Below are 20,872 nucleotides of genomic sequence, written 5' to 3'. Positions count from 1 at the left end.
TGACTGCTTTGTAAACGTCGGAGGGCGGCTCATGACGGTTCGGTTGCCCTTTACGCTAAGCGCGACGTCCGGAGCGAAGCCCACGTGCGCCGCAATACACGACTGGGCCGCGAGCTCGTCTGCCGAGAGCGACGAGCGGCTGGCCAATTTGTGGTCGACGGACAGCGCCACATCGAAGGGCTCGCTCAGCAGCGTCGTGACCGACAGCTGCTCCGAAGGCCAAGGCTCGTAATGGTCCATGCGGTGCGCGATGACGAGGTCGTACTGATCGACGAGCGCGGGGCACTCGGAGAGCGCGACGCGGTGCTCTCCGAGGGTCATCACAGGAGCAAGCGTCGTGGGCTAGATGTCGCATCCTTTCGTTAGGGTCGGTGTAGCCGACCTGAACCGAGGCTCTTCTGGAGTCCGGAATATCGGGGGCAGGCCGGTCGGAAGTTGAACGCCGAAATGGCCGCCGCCGTCTTGCAGGCGAAAGCAATCTTGTAACGCGCGCGACCAGATGAAAGGCCCCACACGTGGACGCTTCTGAACTCAACTCCGCCGTCGGCCAGGGGCTCGAGCAGCTTGGGTTGGGGCTTCGCCCCCTCGTCGAGGGTGCGTTCGCCGAGGCGGTGCCCGGTGTCGAGTGGACTCGGATCATCGAGGAGAAGGACCACGCAGCCGGGGGCGGGCACGGGCGGTACTCGGCGACCGACGTGTCACTCATGCTTCGGGCGATGACCGAGCGGATCGGGGAGCTGGGGTACCCGTTCGACCGTGTGCTGTCTCGGAGTGCTCGAGGGTATGCGAGTGAGCTTCGGGAGGTTCGAAACGCCTGGGCGCACAACGCCGGGTTCACGGAGCAGTCGGCGTACCGGGCGTTGGATTCGATGCAGTTGCTGTTGGACAGCGTTGGGGCCGCGGAGCAGGCTGCGGTTGTGGGGGAGTTGAAGGGGCGGGTGTTGAGCCTTTCGACAGGCTCAGGGACCGGTGGGGTGGGCTCAGGGAACGAAGGGGCGGGCGCAGGGACTGAGGGGGTTGCGTTCGGTGGGATGGCTGACGGTGGGGAGATGGGCCCTTCGACAGGCTCAGGGACCGGAGCGGTTGCGTCGACAGGGTTGGCCGACGGTCGCGAAGCGGAAGATGGGCAGAGCGCCGCAGGCTCCATTTCCGTTGACGGCGCCGCAGGCTCCTCGTCTGCAGCAGACGCCGCCGAAGCCCCCGCCTCCGTCTCCATCCGCGTCAGCGCAACGCCGACGCTCAGCTACGCGATGGCGCACTGCAGCATCGCGGTGATCGACGAGATCGTCCTCGAGAACCACGGCGGGGAACGCCGGGCGGCGTCCGTCGAGATCGACGTCGTCACCGCCGACGGCGCCCTCGCCGACACCAAGGTGCTCCTCGCCGACCTCGGCGAAGACCGCACCACCCTCCTGCGCAGCCCCGAAGTCCTCCTCGACCCACGCCGCATGCTCCTCATCGAAGAACAGCGCCCCGGCGTCATCCGCGTCACCGTCCGCGACGCCGCAGGCACCCAGCTCGGCACCGTCGAGAGCCCGGTCACCGTGCTCGCGTCCAACCAGTGGATCGCCGCTCCCGTGCAGCTCGGCCTCGAACTCCTCGCCGCCCACGTGCAGCCCAACGCCCTCGTCGTCACTGAACTCATGCTTGAAGTCTCCGATCTCCTCGAGCAGCAGACCGGCAACAGCTCCCTCGCCACCTACCAACTCGACGACCCCGCCCGCATCGACGCCATCGTCGCTGCCGTCTGGGACGCCGCCCGCGCCCGCGACATCCGCTACGCAGAACCGCCCGCCAGCTGGGGCCAGAGCGGCCAGAAGGTCCGCACCCCCGAGGAAGTCCTCACCAGCCACCTCGGCACCTGCCTCGACACGACCATCCTGCTCGCGTCCGTCCTCGAAGCCATCGGCATCCACCCCTTGCTCTGGCTGCTCAAGGACCACATCTTCCTCGGCTACTGGCGCGTCCAGACCACCCTCGACGTCGTCGCCAGCACCGACGTCTCCGAAGCCGTCAACTCCCTCGAACTCGGCCGCATCGGCGTCGTCGAGACCACCATGCTCACCGGCACCTCCGCGACCTTCGCCGATGCCTCCCGCCGGCCCCACACCGAACATCTCGCCGGCTCGCTCGACGACTTCATCGGCATCACCGACGTCGTCCAGGCCCGCCTCCGCAAGATCTACCCGCTGCCGAGCCGCCGCATCAACGCGGAGGGCGAACCCGTCGTCACCCTCTACCAGGCACCCGAAGCCCGCGCCCTCACGCAGGACGCCCGGGCCACCGCCGAATCGACCGCCACCGGCCACGGCCCCGACGTCCCGAAGCGCGTCTCCACCTGGAAGAACGCCCTCCTCGACCTCAGCCTCCGCAACAAGCTCATCAACTACACCGACCGTTCCGGCTTCGAGCTCGCCGTCCCCGGCCCGGCCCTCGGCCGCCTCGAGGACAGCATCAACCACGGCACCCCGCTCACCCTCGTCGCCTCCGACACCGTCGCGACGATCGACCAGCAGCGCGGCATCCGCTTCGGCCGCGACCTCGTCGAGAGCGACCGCATCACCTTCCTCGAGGACAAGAAGAGCGCCTTCATCGACGTCACCGAGGCCGCCTACCCGACGAAGCTCCGCGCCCTCGCCTACAAGGCCAAGACGATCGTCGAGGAGACCGGCGCCAACAACCTCTACCTCGCGTTCGGCATGCTGAGCTGGCGCTTCGGCGACCGCGACCTCCGCTCACCGCTTGTGCTCGTGCCGGTCACGCTCACGACCACGAGCCGCGGCTCCTCCTACCGCCTCACCCTCGACGAGTCGGGCTCCTCCACACCCAACTACTGCCTGCTCGAGAAGCTGCGACTCAGCTTCGGCCTCGAGATCCCCGGGCTCGCCAACCCCGTCGAGGACGGCTCCGGCATCGACCTCCCGGCCGCGTTCACCGCCGTGCGCCAGGCGATCCTCGACGCCGGCCTCCCGTTCCGCGTGGAGGAGACGGCGTCGCTGTCGATCCTCCAGTTCGCGAAGTACCGGCTGTGGAAAGACCTCGACGAGAACTGGGAGACCCTCGCCTCCAACAGCCTCGTCGACCACCTCATCAACTCGCCGCTCGAGGCCTACGCCGACCCGACACCGGCGCAGACCGACACCGACCTCGACCGCCTCGGCCTCGACTGCCCGGTCGCCGCCGACTCCTCCCAGCTCGACGCCGTCGCCGAAGCGGTCGCCGGCCGCACCTTCGTGCTCGAAGGCCCTCCCGGCACCGGCAAGTCGCAGACCATCACCAACCTGCTCGCCCGCTCGCTCGCCGAGGGCAAGAAGGTCCTGTTCGTCGCCGAGAAGCGAGCGGCGCTCAACGTCGTCAAGCAGCGACTCGAAGACGTCGGGCTCGGCGCGTTCTCGCTCGACCTCCACGACAAGGGCGCGCGCCCGAACGTCGTCCGCGCGCAGATCAAGACCGGCCTCGACCTCCGCACCAAGGCCGACGTCGACGCGCTGAGCACCAACCGCGATCTGTCCGAGTCCGGCCTCCGCACCCTCACCCGCTACGCCGACCGCCTCCACGAGGTCAACGCCGCCGGCTTCTCCCTCTACTCCGCGCGGAGTCGCCTGCTCGCGATGGATCACGACCTCGTCCCGATGGCGATTCCCGAGCAGCTCGCCGCCGCCGGGACGCCCGAGGCGTTCGAGGAGCTGCGGCAGGTGTTCCGCGACCTCCCCGAACGCTCCGACCTCGCGCGCCCGAGCACGACGCACCCGTGGGCGTTCCTCGACGGTCCGTCGGCTCCCGGGCTCGACGCCGCGACCGTGCAGCAGTCCGCCCGCGCGCTGGACGCGGCCCTCGCAGCGACCCTCGACGCAGGCCTCCCGCTGGACGCCCTGCGCCTCGCGTCACGCCCCGACCTGCTCGGCCTCTGGTCGACCGCCGTCGCCGCGCCGCGTCTGCCGATCGGCGCGCTCATGGCCGGGACTCGGCCTGAGGACTTCGTCCGGCTCGACGACGCCCTCGCCGCCGCCGAACAGCTCCGCGACGCCCAGGCCGAGTGGCGCTCGACGTTCACGTCGGCCATCCTCGACCGCGACATCGCCGGCCCCCTCCACGCCGCCGAGCAGGCTGCTGCGTCGAGCTTCTTCGGTCGCAAGAAGCGGCTCCGGGCCGCGCTCGCCCCGCTGAGCGATGTGCTCGCCGTCGACGCAGCGTCGTTCAAGGTCAAGCAGCTCGTGCCGCAGCTCACCGAGGCGAAGGCTGCCCAGGACCGTCTCGTCCAGCTCCGCGGCACGCTCCGGTCCACCGCCCTGCCGCTCGTCGGCGACCGCTGGAACCCGCTTATCGAGCCGACCCAGCCCGTCCGCGAACTCCTCGGCTGGTACCGCTGGCTGTCGGAGGGCTTCCGCCTGCCGGGCACGCCCGACGACGCGTTCATCACCGCCGTCCGCGACCACTACGCCACGACCCAGCCGTCGCAGCAGGCGGCCCAGGCGCTGACGACGCTCGCGAGCACCTGGAGCGACTTCCTGCGTACCGCGGCCGTCACCACCGAGCGCCTGTCGGCGTGGTCCGGTGGCGAGGGCTTCCTGCAGGCCTGGTGGTCGACGCGCGACGCCCGCCGCCTCGACGCCGCCGAGCCCGTCGTCCTCGAACGCTGGCTCGACCTCGTGCGGGTCATCGAACCGCTCCGCACCCACGGGCTCGACGACGTCCGCGCCGCGATCCTCGCCGGTCGCATCGAGACCGAGGACGCGACGCTCGCCTTCGAGAAGGGCCTCGCACAGGCGTCCATCGACGAGCGCGAGCGCACCACCACGCTCGACGCCTTCGACGCCACCGCCCACAACCGCAGCGTCACCCGCTTCACCACGAGCGTGAAGGCCGTGCGCGAGGAACTGCCTCGGGCGATCCCGGCGTCCGTGCTCGGGCTAAGGACGTTCAGTTCGCAGTCGGAGAGCGGTCAGGTCGGCGGGCTGCGTCGGCAGATAGACCGTCAGCGCGGCGGCATGAGCGTCCGTGCACTGCTCGAGAACTTCGGCGAGCTCATCACGCAGATCATGCCGTGCACGCTCGCGAGCCCGGAGTCGGTCGCGCGTTTCTTCCCGGCCGCTGCGGAGCTGTTCGACATCGTCGTGTTCGACGAGGCGTCGCAGATCCGGGTCGCCGACGCGATCGGGGCGATGGGGCGTTCGCGCTCGGTCGTCGTCGTGGGCGACAGCAAGCAGATGCCGCCGACGACGTTCGCCGAGGCCGGCGCGACGATCGACGACGACGCCGACTTCACGAGCGAGGTGCTGCAGGACGAGGAGTCGATCCTGTCCGAGTGCGTGCAGGCTCGGGTGCCGAGCAAGTGGCTGTCGTGGCACTACCGCAGCCAGGACGAGTCGCTCATCGCGTTCTCGAACCACCACTACTACGACAGCCAGTTGTCGTCGTTCCCGGCGCCGTTCGCGGGTGCGGGCGACGGTGGGGTCGCGGGTCACGGGCTGGCGTTCGTGCGGCTCGACGGGCAATTCGAGCGGGGTGGCCGCGGCAAGTCCCTGCGGACCAACCCGGTGGAGGCCCAGGCGATCGTCGAGGAGATCTCGCGGCGCTTCGAGGCATCGCCGGACGAGACGCCGTCGCTCGGGGTCATCACCTTCAACGCGCAGCAGCGGACGTTGATCGAGGATCTGCTCCGAGACAGCGCCGACCCGCGGATCGCGCTGGCGCTCGATGAGCAGGACGGTCTCTTCGTCAAGAACCTGGAGAACGTGCAGGGTGACGAGCGCGACACGATCCTGTTCTCGATCGCGTTCAGTGCGAACAAGAAGGGCGTGATCCCGTTGAACTTCGGGCCGCTCACCCGCGCGGGCGGCGAGCGGCGGTTGAACGTCGCGGTGACCCGTGCTCGACGACAGGTGGTGCTGTTCGCGAGCTTCGACCCGTCGGAGCTGCGGGCGGAACAGACGTCGTCGATCGGCATCAAGCACCTGAAGGCGTACCTGGAGCTGGCGCAGCGGGGGAGTGAGGCCGCGGGCGAGGACGGTCGTCGTCAGGCGATCATCGACCGTCACCGCGACGAGATCGCCGACGAGCTCCGATACGCCGGGCACGCCGTGCGGACGGATGTCGGCTTGTCGGACTTCCGGGTCGACATCAGCATCGCTACGGAAGCGGAGCCGGACCGACCGTTGGTGGCGGTGCTCCTCGACGGGGCGTCATGGCGTGAGCGTCGGACGGTCGCGGACCGTGACGGACTGCCGGTCGAGGTGCTGGGTGGCCTGATGCGGTGGCCAGGCGTCGAGCGCGTGTGGCTGCCGGAGTGGCTGCACCACCGCGAGGAGGTGCTGGACCGGTTGGTCGCGGCGGTGGAGGCTGCGGCTGAGCGGGCTGCTGCGGTTAGTGCGATGGCGGAGGAGTCGGCTGGTGCCGAGTCGGATGCGGGTGATGCGTCGGTTGCCAATGAGGCCGATGTCGCTCCCGATGCCTCGGATGCGCCCGCGCCGGTTCGCAGCGCGCGAGTGCGTGAGTGGTCGGAGCGGCTGGCGTCGCTGGAGACCCTGTCGGAGTTCCGCGACCGCAAGGTCGGTGCGGCGCAGCCCGTCGGGGCGGTGCCGGAGCCTGACACGTCAGCGCGGCATCCGGAGCTCTCGGAGTACGAGCCCTGGGACGCACCCACGCTGGGTGGGATCGAAGTGCTCGACCGGTTGCCCGGGCGTCAGTCGGTCGTCGCGGTGCAGGGCGCGATCCGTGCTGCGGTGGAGGCCGAGGGGCCGATCCACGTGACGCGTCTGGCGAAGCTGGTCGCGGGTGCGTTCGGTCTCGACCGGGTGGTGGGTTCGCGGGCGAAGTCGATCCTCGACAAGGTCCCGGCCGAGTTGTTGGGTCGCTCCGACGAGCCGTTCGCCTGGCCGACGTCGATCGACCCGCTCACCTGGCGGGGAGCCCGTCAGTCCTCGGCGGAAGCCGCCCGAGCGATCGAGCACATCTCCCTGGTGGAGATCGCCAACGCGATGGCAATCGCCGCGGAGGAGTCGGCCGGTCTCTCGCCCGACGAACTCCGCCGCGAGACCCTCGCGATCTTCGGCGGCAAGCGAGTCACCGCCGCGATCGGAGCCCGCCTCGACGAGGCCCTCGAGTTCGGGCTGGCCTCTGGGAGGTTGGCGCGAAGCGGCCCGGACACGATCGTCGCCAAGTAAGCCGGCTGTTCAGGATCGCTGCGCCCGCCGGATGGGGGTGTTGATCCCGGTCTGATTCCATCCGGCAGCTCGGCCTATTCGAAGAAGTCGGCGTCGATCTCGACTGCGTGATAGAGGTGCTTCACCTGCACACCTACTCGGTACTTGATCATGAGATCGACGAGGCGTTCGCCGTCGATCAAGATGATTCTCGACGGGACTGCATCGGCGTACGTTGCGGCAGACGGCGTGAAGGCTGATGTGGTGAGGAAGACACCCCTGCTCGCGCCGAAGCCGTGGAGGGCTCCAACGAAGGCCTGGATGGTCTCCCGACTGATGTTGTTGCCGGCCTTGTAACGTTTCGCCTGAACATAGATCCGCTCAAGCCCTAGAGCATCCTGGTTGATGACGCCATCCACGCCGCCGTCTCCGGAGCCCCCGATGCGTTTGCCCCGCTGTTCCGCGCCTCCGTACCCCATCGCGAGAAGCAGATCGACCACGGCCTGTTCGAAGAAATCAGGGTGACTTTCACGGAGCCGTGAGAGCAGTTCTTGTCCGACCTCCGCCTCGATGCGAGAAACACCCGTTTCGATCTGTTCGATCGGATCCAATGAGGCGATCTCGGCAGTGGCCTGGGGATCTGTCGCGGGGCTGGTTGTTCCCGACTTCGGCGCAGGCCAGAATGGTGCGAATATCTCGCGCGCACTCGCGTAATCCAATCCATCGGGATAGCGTGCGAGTGCCCGGTGGCCTTCGTCATTGATTACATAGTGCCCCCGCGTCGGGCGATCGATCCAAGATGCCTTCGTGAGGTGACTCAACGCCCAGCCGATTCGCTGCTCAGCACGGGATGAACCGGACGACAACGTCTCGGCGCGCGCTTCGGGAGAAAGGCCGGATGCTTCCGCGACAGCGTCGAAGATGTCCTTGCGGTGGCGAGTCTGTCCGTCGGCGAGAATTCGTAGGGTCGGAGTGACGAATGCCGGCCAGATTGGTACAAGAGAAGCGTCGTCGCCACTGTCGAGAGTCATGGCCTCCACCTTGCCCTATCTGCACCGAGATGCTGGGCGGCATCCCATTCGATCGTCTGCGTTCTGTCAATCATCACTTTGAGTTGTCGTCAGGCTTCTTCTCGTCGCCTCGTCGACGGAGCATCCGCTCTGACATGCCGCCCAGCAGCGTCCCCGCTGCGACACGAGCGCGGTCGACTCCTTCATTCCCGAGGCGGACCGCTGCACCGACACCGGCTGCGCCGGTCTCGAGAGCGCTGTCGCGAACGTCGGCAGCCGCCTCGCCCCATCGCTTCACGTGCAGTGCCTCATGGTCACTCTCGATACCCAGTCGGCTTTCGAATTCCACGATGGCAGCCGATGCATGGTTGCTCGAATGAACGACCTTGCGAGCGGAGAACGGGTTCAACAGCACCTTCCCATTCGCCAGCGTTGCTGCCGCGTTGATTTGAACGAGGAGGGCTTCGGTGGTCTTCGCGATGCGGTTCAAGCGGTTCCTTCGTGCGGCCTGCAGCCCCACCCGGTGAGCGTCGAGCTCTGCAGGTGAACCATCCAGCACCCGGTCGAGTTCGAGGATGGCGATGCCGTCCTGCAGCTGGAAGCATCGAGCGAGAACGGCAAGCCATTCGCCCACGGATGACTCGGCGGCCTTTGCCAGGTCGGCGAGGTCGTCGACGTTCCCTTCCCGCTCCAACTTCTCCGCAATGGCATCGAGCTGCAGCAGTGAATACGCCTGAGTGCGAGCGACAATGCCGGAAGAGTTCTGAATCTTCGACCAACCGGTCTCAGACACCCGCCCGGAATGCTCCCGGATCGTCATGGCCTCTTCGATCATGAGGTCGACGCCGATCATGTCGGCGAGAACAGAGTCTCGCTGACCGCGGAGGAGATCGTCGACTTTGGCGTCGATCTTTGCGAGGTAGTCCGTGATCTCGTCCATGGCCTGCTGCATCGCGATCTGCGTCATAATGCCTGCGGCGCCGGCGAGGATCGCAGGGTTCGCGACGAGCGTTGCCGGACCCTTCACGAACTGGATGATCCCGTTGATCTTCCCTCCGTCCATAAGGACGGCTCGACTGACGCCCGGGGATGAACCCTTCATGAGCGGGTACTTCTGCAGGGCCTTCGCGGATTCCTTCGTCAACTTGACCCATCGACCGGAGCTCGCGGCGATGTGAGATCCAACCTGAGCGGCCGTTGCCGCATGCCCCAAGGCAGGACGGAGGCGCTCAAGCCCGAGGTGTTTGGACGTCAATCCTTCTGATTCGATGAACCGTTCGACAGCAGCTGGATCACCGATGACGGCCAGACCATCTTCGTCTGCGATCAGTTCGATCTCGTCACTCATTGGGCGATCCTTTGATTGTGTGTTGGGCTCGTCAGACAACCTAGACCGCCCGAGCGCCAATGTCGCGCAGCACGGCGGCTGACGCGCGGACGCCGTCCATCGCTCCCTGGATCGTGGCCGGGTCGCCGCCCGAGACCGCGGTCGTCAGCGTGTCGAGGTTGGTCTGCAGGCCGACGAGGGCGGGCGTCCATTCAGCGGCGATCGACGGCGGCACGTCGAGCGATTCCAGCTGACCGAGGTTGAAGCTGATCTCGGCCGTGTTCGAGATCAACCGCCACGTGCCGCCCTCGGCCAGCGTGGTGACCATGTCGTCGAGGTCCTTGTCGATGTCGGCGGTGTGCTTGCTCGCGCCCGCCTGGAAGGCGGCGACATCGACCACGGCCGGCGCAGCGGGCTCGGCGATGGGCTCGACCGTCGCGGTCGGAACGGGTGTCGGCGTTGCTGTCGGCGTCTGGGTTGCGGTCTGTGCGATGGCAACCGGCTCGGTCCGTCCACCATTGATCGCGTTCGAGACACCACCGACGAGCAGGAGCGAACCGACGACAGCGCCAGCGATGATCCAACCCTTCGCCTTGCCGCTCATGCCGGATGTGGTGCCTGGCTGTGCGGCGTACGGCGAAGGAACCGGCGCGGCGGCGAACGCGGGCGGCGCGGACTTCTGCAGCTGGAGCGGCTGGTTGACGAGCGGAGCGGTCGCCGCCTGCTGCGGAGGCATGACTGCGGCGGGCGCGGTGTGAGTGGTCCATGCAGCACCGTCCCAGTAGCGCTGCTGCGTCGGGTCCGAGTAGTCGGGGTACCAGCCGGCGGGCGTGGCAGAGGGCGGGGTGGTCGAGCTCATGGGGACGGTCCTTGCATCGGGTCAACGCGACCCGCAGCAGCATCGGATCATCGACAGCAGGTGACGGACCCGCGAACCGGGCCAAGCACAGTCTGGCGGGGAGGGGCGGGGGTCATCAGTCCCAGAATGGGTCACGCGCCCGAGTTGTGGGAGGGTAGCGGAAGGTGGATCGACGAGCCCGGCATCTCCCGGCCAGCATCGACCACTCCGACTTGACCCGATGGAGAGTGACCTCTGCATGTCTGAACCGCCACCCGCAGCCGATCCCGGGGAAGACCCACCCGCGCCGCTGAAGTTCACACGAACGGCGGCGGGACGGTTTCTGATCGCGTGCTCGATCATCGCGGCGATCGGTGCGATCGTCGTCGTCAGCGTTGTCGTCGGCGGATCGCGTCCTCCAGCAGCCGTGCGATCGGACAGCCAATCGTCGGTGCAGTCGCCGCCAGCCGACGCTCCTTCGCTGCAGGCTGCAGATGATCCGATAGAACAAGCACGCGAGGTGGTTGGCGGCTCATACTCCTACGAACGAGTGCAGCAGGCGACTGCCGCGGCGCTGGTCGCAACCGGTACGCCGGTCACGACCGACAACTTCTCCAAAGCCTGGAGTTCGGTCCTCGCTGTCACCGACAAGCTCGGTATCGAGCCGATGGAGGTCATGTTGTGCGTGCCAGAGCTCGCTTCCTCCGAATCGGGCCTCACCTTTCCAGAGGTCGCTGCGCGCTGTGCCAGTGAGATCTATCTCGGCAAGCGGTGACGAGGGCGACCGACCACCGACTCTGAGCGGACCCGCTGGCGTTGGCGTCCTCGCGAGCTGACCCTTAGCCGCACCCTCATGAGGCGCGCGATCAGCGGCGGGGTAGCTGGTCTCGCGGACAACGCGTGTGGCTTATGTCATCAGTGCATTGACCTCACTTCACGCCGCGTCTAGCGTCGGTGAGATGCTCGGAATCGGTCGATCCGCAGCGAGGGGAGCCGTCTGATGGGGAAGCCCTGGTACATCTTCACGGCCGCCGTGGCAGGCGCCATCGTGCTCACGTGGTTGGTCCAGACGGTTCTCTGGCAGGAGGTCCCGCAGCCGATGGTGACCGCTGCCTATGCAGTGATCGTCATGTCGTCGGGCCTGGGGTCCAACATGCTCCGGGAGCGTTTCCTCGCGAAGGGTCGGGTCGACGAGTCGGCTGGTCTCGAGCGGGACCTATCCGTCACCGCCCGGGCCGGGAGCTTCAACGATCTCCTGCTTGTCTGCCTCGGGCTCGGCGGAATCTTCCTACTCAGCGGCAACACCATCGCTGGGCTCGGCTGCATCGGCCTGGTCATCATTGCGATGATCAGCGTCGAGACACGGGCGGCGCTGCTCAGGCGTCGTCAGCCCGCGACCCGCTGAGACCAGGATCCGCGGCGGTCGACCGCGCCCGACAAAGCCTGGGGCATGAGCACGTTCGAGCGATCGACTCTGAGTTCGACGCCACCCGTCGTGTTGTCGAGCCGGCCTGGGGGACGCTCTCACCTCTCACCTTGGCGTTGTCACTCGAGATGTCTGGCCCAGAATCCATCATCGGCCCAACTCGCGGGTACCCCCATCCCTGTGAGGTTCATCAGCGGCCTGGTGACGAGGAGGTTGTGCAAACGACGCGACCATCCGCTGTGAGGCGAGATGGTGTTCAGAACGGACTGCAGCGAGATGAGCACGGGATAGAGACGCTTCTCGGACCGACGAGGAAGAGCGCCGGGAGCCTCCAGCCAGGACACTGTCTGTGATGTTGGAATTGCCGGGTACACGCCCAGACCGACGTTCCAGAGGCGTCCATGGTGCGCACAGATGTTCCGTACGCGGACGTAGCTTCGCAGCCACGATGTCAACACTCGTTCATTGAGTCCAATGCTCACAGCGATGGCGCTTCTGTCCGAGCGACGCTTCAAGTTGCCGACAAGACTGTCCAGCTGGCCGATTGTCAGTGCTTCAAGCATCAGCCAGGATGGCGGAAGTTCCGGTTCGTCGTACGTGGTCAGATAGTGCTCCAGAGCGGACCGGTGGACCAACGCGTCTTCGCCCGCATCGGGCGCACCTCGTAGCCGTTCGTCGCATGACTTTCGAACGATCTGCAGCAGCCCGGCGTGCGTTCGGACGTCGCGGAAGTGCTCGGCATTCATGTACCAATGGGCATCTCCGTATGCCGTCGACATGTGGTCGGTGACCGCAGCCCGCACGGCGACTTCGACACGCTCCAACGCATCCATCACGAGCAAGCGAAGAGCCCGGTCGAACACATAGAGGTCGAGCACGTCGTCGAACGAGGTTCCGTCGCGGAACAGATGGTCTGTCCCTGGACTCCGGAATGGAATCGTGTATGGAGATAGCCGGAAATAGCCGATGTGTCTGAGGTACCGACGAGTTCGGTCTCGGTCAGCGATCGTCAGACCGCGCTCTTCGAGTCGACTCACGAGCGCGTCAAGGCTGAGCGCCTCCTTCTCATAGCGAAGGGTGCCGCGGGGTCGAGGTGGTCGAGGCAACGATGGTCCTCCCGAGTGAACAAAAAAATCCCCCAAGTGCGCTTCAACGAGAGGCGTGGGGGATGTGGTGAGTGAAGCCTAGCATTCAGGCGCTGACGGTGGGGCGGCGGCGTTGAGGCTGTGCAGAGCGTTGACCACGAGATCCGCGACCACCTCGACCTTGAACCCCGCCTCGTTCTCGAGCCAGCCCGCGTAGTGCTGCTCGCCACCGGCGTGCGGATAGCGATCCTGGTAGAGCGGACGCCAGCCGTGCTCTGGGCCCGCCGTCATGATCGCGTCGACAGCCTCCCGCGTGCCGCCGCGTAACGCGAGATGGTTCACGCCCGGCCGTCGCCGATCGTGCGACTCCGCGCTGAGGTTCGGCGACGCCGTCAGCGTGACGTAGGTGCCGCCGGCCTCCCAGGACTCGCCGCCCGGCCATTCGCTCTCCTGGGAGAACCCGACACGAGACAGCAGCCAGCCCCAGCCCGCCCGCTCCGCCTCCACATCTGCGAGCCACACCTCGACGTGATGCAACCCGGGCCCGGCCGGCGGCGCCAGACGCTCCCGCTGCAGCGCATCAGCTCCGTCCTGCAGCCGCTCCAACGTCCCCGCCACTGCCACTCGAGCCAGCGCGTGCGGCCGTGCGAGCACGTCGATGTTGCGCGCGATCCGCACGTCCTCGAGCGGCACCAACACCAGTCGCGGGTCGGCCCGCGGCGCCGTGTACCGCGGGAACAACGCCAGCAGTTCCCCGCCCACGATCAGCGACGCCGCCAGGTGGTAGTCGTTCACCCGATGCGCCCGATGGAACCGCACCCCAGCCGTCGCCTCCACCACCCCGAGCGCGACATCCGGCGCGAAGCCCGCGTGGGCGGCGATCCACGACTCGTCCGCGAGCTCGGCTGCCGACACCGACGATCGCCGAGCGAGCGGGTGATCCACCGACATCGCAACGTCGAACGGCTCGCTCAGCAGCGTCGTCACCGACAACTGTTCTGACGGCCACGGTTCGTCATGGTCCATCCGGTGCGCGATGACGAGGTCGTACTGGTCGACGAGCTCGGCGAACTCCGGCTGCGCGACATCGTGCTCGCCGAACACCAGTGACGGTCCACCATCCGCGTCCTCCAGCAACCCCGGCAGCAACGCCTGCCCGGCACTCTGGAACGCCGCCACCCGCACCCGCGCGCCGGTGTCGCCGCCGTATTCGCGCACGGTCTCGGCCGCACGGTCGATCAGCGTGTGCACCGTCCCCGCCATCTCGGCCAGTGCCATGCCCGCCTCGGTCAGGCGGATCTCGCGCCCCACTCGATACGTCAACGCGACGCCCAGCTCGCGATGCAGGGCGGCCAGCTGCTGCGAGATCGCCGGCGCCGTGACATGCAGGTGTCGCGCGACCGCTGCGATCGTGCCGCGCTCGGCCAGTTCGCGCATGATCCGCATCTGAGAGAGATTCATCAGCTCAAGCTAACTGGTCACGTGGAAACCCTCAATATTCATGACGGATCGATCTGACTACGTTGGTCACCAGGACAGCGCGAAGACGCCCGTCCGCGACAGTCGGCACAACCGGCCGCCGCAGCTCCCGCAGGAAGGAACGCCGTTGCTCGCCCTCTGGAAACGACCCGACACCGCCGGTTTCGAACTCGTCGAGCGCGCGATGCCGGCCATGGGTTCCGACGACGTCCTCATCCGCGTCCACCGCACCGGCATCTGCGGCACCGACCTCCACATCGAGTCGTGGGACCCGTGGGCGGCCGGCGCGGTCGACGCCCCGCTCGTGCCCGGCCACGAGTTCTCCGGCGAGGTCGTCGAGGTCGGCAGCCGCGTCGAGGGGATCCCCGTGGGCGCAGCGGTCTCCGGTGAGGGGCACCTCGTCTGCGGCACGTGCCGCAACTGCCGCTCCGGCCGCCGCCACCTCTGCCGCCACACGCGTGGCCTCGGCGTCAACCTGGACGGCGCCTTCGCCGAGTACGTCGTCCTCCCGGCCACCAACGTCTGGGTCCACGGCGACCAGGTCACCCCCGACCTCGGCGCCCTCTTCGACCCCCTCGGCAACGCCGTCCACACCGCCCTCAGCTTCCCGATCCTCGGCGAAGACGTCCTCATCACCGGCTGCGGACCCATCGGCCTCATGGCCATAGCGGTCTGCCGGGTCGCCGGGGCGCGCAACATCGTCGCGACCGACGTCGTCGCCGACCGCCTCGAGAAGGCCCTCGCCGTCGGCGCCGACCGCGTGGTCGACGTCTCGAAGGAGCGGGTCGCCGACGCCCAGGCCGAGCTCGGCATGCTCGAGGGCTTCGACATCGGCCTCGAGATGTCGGGACAGGCCGCCGCGGCGAGTGAGCTCATCGAGAACCTCAACACCGGCGGCAAGGTCGCGCTCCTCGGTCTGCCCTCGACCAACATCGAGATCGACTGGACCAAGGTCATCACCCGCATGATCACCATCAAGGGCATCTACGGCCGCGAGATGTTCGACACCTGGCACCACGCGAGCGCGATGGTCGACCACAGCCCCGAGCTCCGCAACGCCCTCGAATCGTTGGTGACCGCCCGCTTCCCGCTCGCCTCCTGGCAGGACGCGTTCGACACCGCACGCGGGGGAGCGGCGGGCAAAGTGCTCATCGACTGGACCGACACCCGCGACGTCGTCATCACCGGCGTCGTCGACGAACAGGCACCGGTCGCCGCCCACGCCGCGACCGCCGCCTGAGCGACCGCCACACTCAGCTCAACCGCCCACTCGACCCCGAGGAGACGACATGTACGGCACCATCAAGACCCAGTTGCGCGACCAGCTCGACCGCATCGAGGCCGACGACCTCACGAAGCGCGAGTTCGCGATCACGTCCCGCCAGGGCAGCCATGTGACGATCGACGGCCGCGAGGTGCGGAACTTCTGCGCCAACAATTACCTCGGCCTCGCCAACGAGCCGTCGATCGTCGATGCGGCGAAGGTGGCGCTCGACGAGTGGGGCTACGGGCTCGCGAGCGTCCGCTTCATCTGCGGCACCCAGCAGATCCACCGCGACCTCGAGCAGGAGTTGAGCGCGTTCCTCGGCACGGAGGACACCATCCTGTTCTCCTCCTGCTTCGACGCGAACGGAGCGGTCTTCGGTGCGCTGTTCGGGGAGCACGACGCGATCATCTCCGACGCGCTCAACCACGCGTCGCTCATCGACGGGATCCGTCTGAGCAAGGCCCGCCGCCTGCGCTATCGCAACCGCAACATGGCCGACCTCGAGCAGCAGCTCATGAACGCCGCCGACGCTCGTCGCACCGTCATCGTCACCGACGGCGTGTTCTCGATGGACGGCTTCTACGCGCCCTTGGATGAGATCTGCGACCTCGCCGACCGCTACGGCGCGCTCGTCCTCGTCGACGACTCGCACGCCGTCGGCTTCGTCGGCCCGGGTGGTCGCGGAACGCCGGAGTTGTTCGGTGTGCAGGACCGCGTCGACATCCTCACCGGCACGCTCGGCAAGGCGCTCGGTGGTGCGTCCGGCGGGTACGTGAGTGCGAAGCAGGAGATCGTGGACGTGCTGCGGCAGTCGGGCCGACCGTACCTGTTCTCGAACAGCCTGGCGCCGTCGCTCGTCGCCGGAGCGCGTCGGGCAGTCGAGCTTGCGGCGGAGGGTGACGAGCTGCGCGAGGGACTGTTCCGCAAGGCGGACCTGTTCCGTGCCCGCATGACCCAGGAGGGCTTCCGTCTGCTGGAAGGCTCGCACCCGATCATCCCGGTGATGTTCGACGACGAGCAGCAGGCGGTCCAGGTCGCGGCGCGGATGCTCGAGCAAGGCATCTACGTGATCCCGTTCAGCTTCCCGGTGGTGCCCCGCGGCGAGGCCCGCATCCGCGTGCAGATCAGTGCCGCCCACAGTGAGCAGGACATCGAGGACTGCGTCGAGGCCTTCGTGGCGGCGCGGGTTCAATAGGGGCTCTTGCCGTGAACGCTCGATCCTGTCAGTGTGTGATGTATTACACGAAGCGTTTTTTTGGGGAGGGGGTAACGATGCGAGTCAAGTTGCGCGTAGGCGGGTTCGCCATCTGCGAGGCCAACACGGTGACATTCGACGAATCGTTCTTGTCTCTGTGGGATCACGGAACACTCGTTGCCCAGTACCGGCTGGTCGACGTGTCTGGGCTTGAAGTCGTAGGTGGTCAGGAGGCAGATCCGGGCGTCGCGCAGGGGAAGGCGTATTCGGTGGAGGTGGTCCGAACTCAGTACCCGAATGCATATCAGCGGTGGACTCCAGAGGAGGATGCTGAACTCATGAGCGCCCACGCCGACGGAGCTACCACGAAGAAACTTGCTTCAACGTTCGGCCGGCAGGAGGGTGCTGTGCGGTCTAGGGTCAACAAGCTCCTGTTCGAGGGGCATGGCGGAGCAACTGAGGCGGGAAGCTCAAGATCAGGGCCGAGGTTTCCCGCGAGCGATTGATCCGGACGGTGTCGCGCCGAACTTCGGGCGAGGCCTAACTCGCCGCACGAGTCCGGCGAGCCGAGCTGTCTCGTCTCGCAGCCGCGCATAGCGGCATGCTCCAACATGCTGCACCCGCTCGTCTGCGCCACGGTCGTCGTCCACGCGTCGCATGCCGATGTTCTCCGCCACGCGCGACGACGCCCGGTTGTCGGGGTGGACGATCGCGACGAGCTCTGACGAGTCCGTGTGTTCCTGGGCGGAGTCCCGACTGGCGGCGGCGCCCTCGGTCGCGAATCCTCGACCCTGCCAGACGGGGCTCACGTGGTACCCGACCTCGAGCTTCAGCTCGCCGTTGACCCGCTGCCAGGTCAGGCCGCAGTCACCGACGAAGTCGCCGTCGTGTGTCTCGATGATCCACAGTCCGAGGCCGTACTGGGCGTCGTTGTCTTCGTTCCAGGCGATCCACGCCGCGGCCTGCTCGCGGGTCTTCGGCGCCGGGTAGAACTGCATGACCGCGGGATCGCCGAGGAGCTTCGCCATGTCGTCGAGGTCCGCCGGCGTCATGCGCCGGAACCGCAGGTGCTCCGTGTCGTGGGGAAGTGGCATCGGTTGCGCGGCCTCTACTGCGGCAGGCCGCGTCCTGCCGCGGCTCGGCGCTCGGCCTGTGTCTCCGCGTGGTGCTTCCGAAGCGCGGACAGGACCGCGGTCCGGATGATGAAGATCCACAGCAGCACGAACAGGATGAAACCGAGTAACCCGGCAGCGCTGTACAGGACGATGAGGGCTGTCGGGTCGAAGTTCACCCCTGAAGGCTACCGGCACAGTGAACCGACCTCGGTGATCTTGAAATGCAATATTTCAGAGACCTAGACTGGGCTGATGTCCCAAGTTCTTTGCGCCCGCCCCGACGGTGATCCCACCCGGAGGAGGCGATGACGCGAAGCAGACGCGAACGGCTCGTACTCGTCTTCCCTCGCCGCCAGCTCGACGCGTTCATCGCGAGTGCGGAGAGACTCGAGTGCGACCTGGTCGTCGTTCCGAGAACGGACGAGGTGGCGCTCTGGAACACCGGCCTGCCGCCTTCCATCGTCGGAGTCGAACCGTGGTCCGGGCCGCTCGGCGGTCTGGATCTCGTTTATTTCCTCGAGCGGTTGATCGAGGACTACGGCGCGACGGGGATCGTCGGCTTGCACGATGCGGCCCTGCTGGCTGTCAGTAGCGCCGCAGAGAGCTACGGTCTCAGCTCCCTCGATCCTGAAGTGGTCGCTGCGCTTCGATCCAAGGGCGCTCTGCGCGAGGTGCTGTCCCAGCACGATATGCCGACGCCAAGGTTCGTGGTGGGCTTGCTCGACACACCGTTCGTGAACGAGGCGTTGCAGCTGCCGCTGCCGCTCGTCGTCAAACCAGCCGACGGCTTCTCGAGCATCGGCGTCGAACGAGTCGAGCGTTACGAGGATGTGGCGCCCGCATGCGAACGTGCGCTCGTCGCGATGCGCCGCGCGGGGATGTTGGCCGGGGAAGTGGTGATCGAAGAGTATGTCGACGGTCCCGAGTACGCGGTGGAGTCGATCTCGTACGGAGGCCGGACGCGGGTGCTGACCATCGGCTACAAGGGCCGGCCGTCGGGACCCTATTTCGAGGAGTCCGTCTACCGCATCCCGTCCGGGCTGACGCCAGAGGCAGAACGAGACATCCGCGCGGTCGTCGAGCAAGCTCATGTCGCCCTCGGCATCGATACCGGGCCGGCCCATACGGAACTCCGTGTCGGGAGAAACGGTAAGCCCTACATCCTGGAGATCGGTGCGCGGGTGGGTGGGTCCGGTGTATCCCATGTCCTCGTGGAGGCCGTCACCGGCATCGACTACTTCGCCGAGGTGTTCGCTGTCGCGCTCGGCCGCCGACCGTCGGTGCTCGACCTCGACCAGTGTGCTCCGATTCGGGCCGCCGGGAACTACATCGTGCCCTGCGGCGGTGGCGGAACGATCTCTGAGATCCGAGGGCTGGAAACGGTGCGGAAGCACCCAGCTGTCACCGACGTCGTGCAGATGATGCGTGCGGGCGATCGGGTGCGTCCGTATCCCGAGTTCAGTGGCTATCCGGCATTCATCCTGTCGGTGCACGACGACCTCGATCAGCTGTTCACGTTCCACCAACACTTGGACCGTGACGTCTCGGTCCGCTACGAGGAGCACCATGACCGATAGCTCAAACGCCCGCGACCGCGACCTCGCCGGTTCACGCCTCTTGATGATCGGGCTCGACTGGCCGGCGGTCGACACTGCAGCAGCCCTCGGCGTCGAGACGGTGGTCATCTGCTCACGAGCCAGTGCGCGAGCTGGGCTTCGTGAGCTTGGAGACTTGCCAGTCCTGCTGGTCGAGGACCACAGTCGACTCGACGATTGTCTCGCCGCTTTGATGCTCGCCGGCTCGCGTCCCGAGCAGTTCGACGGTGTCTACACGACGGACGAGTTCGCGCTCGGCGCCTGCAACGCGCTCGCCGCGCTTGCCGACACGTCGCGGCTCACCCGCTCGGGTGATGTCTCGGTCTTCCGGGACAAGCGCGTGCAGAAGAGCGCGGTCCAGGCAGTGGGGATCCCGACCGCCGCCCATTGGCCGATTCCAGATGTGCGGACGTTCGACGCCGGTTCAGTACCCTGGCCTGGCTCGTACGTGTTGAAGCCGGCATCGCGCGCAGGGACGATGCACACCGCGATCGTCCGGAATGAGCCCGAGCTCCGTGCGGCATTGATCGCCCTCGGCGAGTCCGACGCCGGCGACAAGGACTTCCTCCTCGAATCGTGCGTCGACGTCGCGAAGGAGTGGGTGGTCGACGGGATCGTCTTCGACGGTCGCATCGAGTTCCTCTCGATGAGTCACTACGGTGCTCCGCCGCTGCAATCGCTGAGTGCCGGTGCGCCGATGACGATGGTGAAGCTCGACCCGGCACAAGCGCCTGACGTGTACAGGGACGTGTCGCCGATGGCTGAGTCGGCGTTGTCCGCCCTCGGCGCCTGGCGCGGGGCATTCCATATGGAGATCTTCTGGTCGCCGACCGACGGCTACGTCTTCGGTGAGTGCGCCCTCCGGCGTGGAGGGGCCTTCACCTTCGAGCAGCTGCTCCTGAAGTACGGCTTCTCGATCGTCGAGGCAGCCATCCGCTGCGCGCTCGGGCGACAACCGCAGCAGTCGACCGCGACGCGTTCCGGCATCGTCGGCACGACGCAGTTGCTGACGTCGGAGGGCACGATCCTGACGGTTCCGACGCTCGACGAGGTCCACCGCCAGAGCGGCGTCGAGTTCGCCCGGTACTTTCTCGCCCCCGGATCGGTTTTGCGGCACGGAGCCGCCCACGGAACGCACATCCGTACCGCTGAGGCACTCATCACCGCGCCCGATCTCGCCCAGTTCGACGAGCGGGTCCGCCTGCTCCAGTCCTGGTTCGCAGACCAGGCCGAGATCGCACCAGCGGCGTCGGACACCGCCGGGCTTCGGGCCTGGCAACGCGTGCACTTCTCCGAGGCAGTGAAGTCGGAGTGGACCTTCGGTCTGCATACCCGGTCGGGGGATCAGTGACCTCGCTGCTGCACGGACTGCGCGCCGGCTGGCATCTTCCGA

At 67.1% G+C, this 20,872-nt stretch carries 15 protein-coding genes and 2 pseudogenes; 9 read left to right on the top strand and 8 right to left on the bottom strand.

The window, feature by feature from the left end:
- Nucleotides 1–515: 515 nt before the first annotated feature.
- Nucleotides 516–884, top strand: a pseudogene (locus tag IFR14_RS21590) (Swt1 family HEPN domain-containing protein); the annotation flags it as partial.
- A gap of 213 nt (nucleotides 885–1,097) precedes the next feature.
- Nucleotides 1,098–7,163 (top strand): DUF4011 domain-containing protein, encoded by a 6,066-nt coding sequence (locus IFR14_RS18480; protein WP_446728102.1) that lies wholly within the window; start codon nucleotides 1,098–1,100, stop codon nucleotides 7,161–7,163.
- Between the two features lie 74 nt (nucleotides 7,164–7,237).
- Here IFR14_RS18480 and IFR14_RS18475 read toward each other — a convergent pair whose 3' ends face one another.
- From IFR14_RS18475 to IFR14_RS18465, 3 genes are all read right to left on the bottom strand, one after another.
- Nucleotides 7,238–8,173, bottom strand: coding sequence for a restriction endonuclease (locus IFR14_RS18475; RefSeq protein ID WP_191941884.1), 936 nt, complete (start codon nucleotides 8,171–8,173; stop codon nucleotides 7,238–7,240).
- Nucleotides 8,174–8,246: 73 nt separating this feature from the next.
- On the bottom strand, nucleotides 8,247–9,500 hold the full coding sequence (locus IFR14_RS18470) for a hypothetical protein (protein ID WP_191941883.1): 1,254 nt from the start codon (nucleotides 9,498–9,500) through the stop codon (nucleotides 8,247–8,249).
- A 40-nt stretch (nucleotides 9,501–9,540) separates the two neighbouring features.
- Nucleotides 9,541–10,338, bottom strand: coding sequence for a DUF2510 domain-containing protein (locus tag IFR14_RS18465; RefSeq protein ID WP_191941882.1), 798 nt, complete (start codon nucleotides 10,336–10,338; stop codon nucleotides 9,541–9,543).
- A 238-nt stretch (nucleotides 10,339–10,576) separates the two neighbouring features.
- On the opposite strand from IFR14_RS18465, the gene IFR14_RS18460 reads away from it, so the two are divergent.
- Nucleotides 10,577–11,092 (top strand): hypothetical protein, encoded by a 516-nt coding sequence (locus tag IFR14_RS18460; protein ID WP_191941881.1) that lies wholly within the window; start codon nucleotides 10,577–10,579, stop codon nucleotides 11,090–11,092.
- 225 nt (nucleotides 11,093–11,317) lie between these two features.
- A complete protein-coding gene (locus IFR14_RS18455) occupies nucleotides 11,318–11,722 on the top strand; it encodes a hypothetical protein (RefSeq protein WP_191941880.1) in 405 nt (134 codons plus the stop codon).
- 140 nt (nucleotides 11,723–11,862) lie between these two features.
- On the opposite strand, the gene IFR14_RS18450 is transcribed toward IFR14_RS18455, so the two are convergent.
- From IFR14_RS18450 to IFR14_RS21040, 3 genes and pseudogenes are all read right to left on the bottom strand, one after another.
- Entirely contained in the window at nucleotides 11,863–12,780 is a 918-nt protein-coding gene (locus IFR14_RS18450) for an Abi family protein (protein WP_342365742.1), read from the bottom strand.
- A gap of 147 nt (nucleotides 12,781–12,927) precedes the next feature.
- A complete protein-coding gene (locus IFR14_RS21045) occupies nucleotides 12,928–13,389 on the bottom strand; it encodes a VOC family protein (RefSeq protein ID WP_249407110.1) in 462 nt (153 codons plus the stop codon).
- A 39-nt stretch (nucleotides 13,390–13,428) separates the two neighbouring features.
- Nucleotides 13,429–14,274, bottom strand: a pseudogene (locus IFR14_RS21040) (LysR family transcriptional regulator); the annotation flags it as partial.
- 160 nt (nucleotides 14,275–14,434) lie between these two features.
- On the opposite strand from IFR14_RS21040, the gene tdh reads away from it, so the two are divergent.
- Genes tdh through IFR14_RS18430 form a run of 3 tightly spaced genes read left to right on the top strand, consistent with a single transcriptional unit; the run spans nucleotide 14,435 to nucleotide 17,275 of the window.
- Nucleotides 14,435–15,547 carry an L-threonine 3-dehydrogenase gene (gene tdh / locus IFR14_RS18440; RefSeq protein ID WP_137244318.1) on the top strand — a complete coding sequence of 371 codons (1,113 nt, stop codon included), beginning with the start codon at nucleotides 14,435–14,437 and terminating at the stop codon, nucleotides 15,545–15,547.
- 49 nt (nucleotides 15,548–15,596) lie between these two features.
- The gene (locus tag IFR14_RS18435) at nucleotides 15,597–16,769 is read left to right on the top strand and encodes a glycine C-acetyltransferase (RefSeq protein ID WP_191941877.1); all 1,173 of its coding nucleotides are present in this window, start codon (nucleotides 15,597–15,599) and stop codon (nucleotides 16,767–16,769) included.
- A 35-nt stretch (nucleotides 16,770–16,804) separates the two neighbouring features.
- Nucleotides 16,805–17,275, top strand: coding sequence for a hypothetical protein (locus IFR14_RS18430; protein ID WP_137244041.1), 471 nt, complete (start codon nucleotides 16,805–16,807; stop codon nucleotides 17,273–17,275).
- Here IFR14_RS18430 and IFR14_RS18425 read toward each other — a convergent pair.
- Together IFR14_RS18425 and IFR14_RS18420 are read right to left on the bottom strand one after the other, a co-directional pair.
- Nucleotides 17,246–17,863, bottom strand: coding sequence for a GNAT family N-acetyltransferase (locus IFR14_RS18425; RefSeq protein ID WP_137244040.1), 618 nt, complete (start codon nucleotides 17,861–17,863; stop codon nucleotides 17,246–17,248). The genes IFR14_RS18430 and IFR14_RS18425 overlap by 30 nt on opposite strands.
- Before the next feature lie 14 nt (nucleotides 17,864–17,877).
- On the bottom strand, nucleotides 17,878–18,060 hold the full coding sequence (locus IFR14_RS18420; protein WP_137244039.1) for a hypothetical protein: 183 nt from the start codon (nucleotides 18,058–18,060) through the stop codon (nucleotides 17,878–17,880).
- 129 nt (nucleotides 18,061–18,189) lie between these two features.
- Between IFR14_RS18420 and IFR14_RS18415 the strand changes: the two genes are divergently transcribed.
- Together IFR14_RS18415 and IFR14_RS18410 are read left to right on the top strand one after the other, a co-directional pair.
- Nucleotides 18,190–19,461 carry an ATP-grasp domain-containing protein gene (locus IFR14_RS18415; protein WP_137244038.1) on the top strand — a complete coding sequence of 424 codons (1,272 nt, stop codon included), beginning with the start codon at nucleotides 18,190–18,192 and terminating at the stop codon, nucleotides 19,459–19,461.
- A complete protein-coding gene (locus IFR14_RS18410) occupies nucleotides 19,451–20,830 on the top strand; it encodes an ATP-grasp domain-containing protein (RefSeq protein WP_191941876.1) in 1,380 nt (459 codons plus the stop codon). Before IFR14_RS18415 ends, IFR14_RS18410 begins: the two co-directional genes overlap by 11 nt.
- Nucleotides 20,831–20,872 lie beyond the last annotated feature (42 nt).

It is taken from the genome of Plantibacter sp. CFBP 8775, assembly GCF_014839505.1.
In the GTDB taxonomy this organism is placed as follows: Bacteria; Actinomycetota; Actinomycetes; order Actinomycetales; family Microbacteriaceae; genus Plantibacter; species Plantibacter auratus.
The sequence above is the reverse complement of the archived record's forward strand: the minus strand, read 5'-3'. Positions and strand labels throughout refer to the sequence as shown.

Excerpts from the sequence above, each read along its gene's own strand:
- IFR14_RS18475 (WP_191941884.1), bottom strand. The coding sequence starts at position 8,173 with ATGACTCTCGACAGTGGCGACGACGCTTCTCTTGTACCAATCTGGCCG.
- IFR14_RS18470 (WP_191941883.1), bottom strand. The coding sequence starts at position 9,500 with ATGAGTGACGAGATCGAACTGATCGCAGACGAAGATGGTCTGGCCGTC.
- IFR14_RS18465 (WP_191941882.1), bottom strand. The coding sequence starts at position 10,338 with ATGAGCTCGACCACCCCGCCCTCTGCCACGCCCGCCGGCTGGTACCCC.
- IFR14_RS18460 (WP_191941881.1), top strand. The coding sequence starts at position 10,577 with ATGTCTGAACCGCCACCCGCAGCCGATCCCGGGGAAGACCCACCCGCG.
- IFR14_RS18455 (WP_191941880.1), top strand. The coding sequence starts at position 11,318 with ATGGGGAAGCCCTGGTACATCTTCACGGCCGCCGTGGCAGGCGCCATC.
- IFR14_RS18435 (WP_191941877.1), top strand. The coding sequence starts at position 15,597 with ATGTACGGCACCATCAAGACCCAGTTGCGCGACCAGCTCGACCGCATC.
- IFR14_RS18425 (WP_137244040.1), bottom strand. The coding sequence starts at position 17,863 with ATGCCACTTCCCCACGACACGGAGCACCTGCGGTTCCGGCGCATGACG.
- IFR14_RS18415 (WP_137244038.1), top strand. The coding sequence starts at position 18,190 with ATGACGCGAAGCAGACGCGAACGGCTCGTACTCGTCTTCCCTCGCCGC.
- IFR14_RS18410 (WP_191941876.1), top strand. The coding sequence starts at position 19,451 with ATGACCGATAGCTCAAACGCCCGCGACCGCGACCTCGCCGGTTCACGC.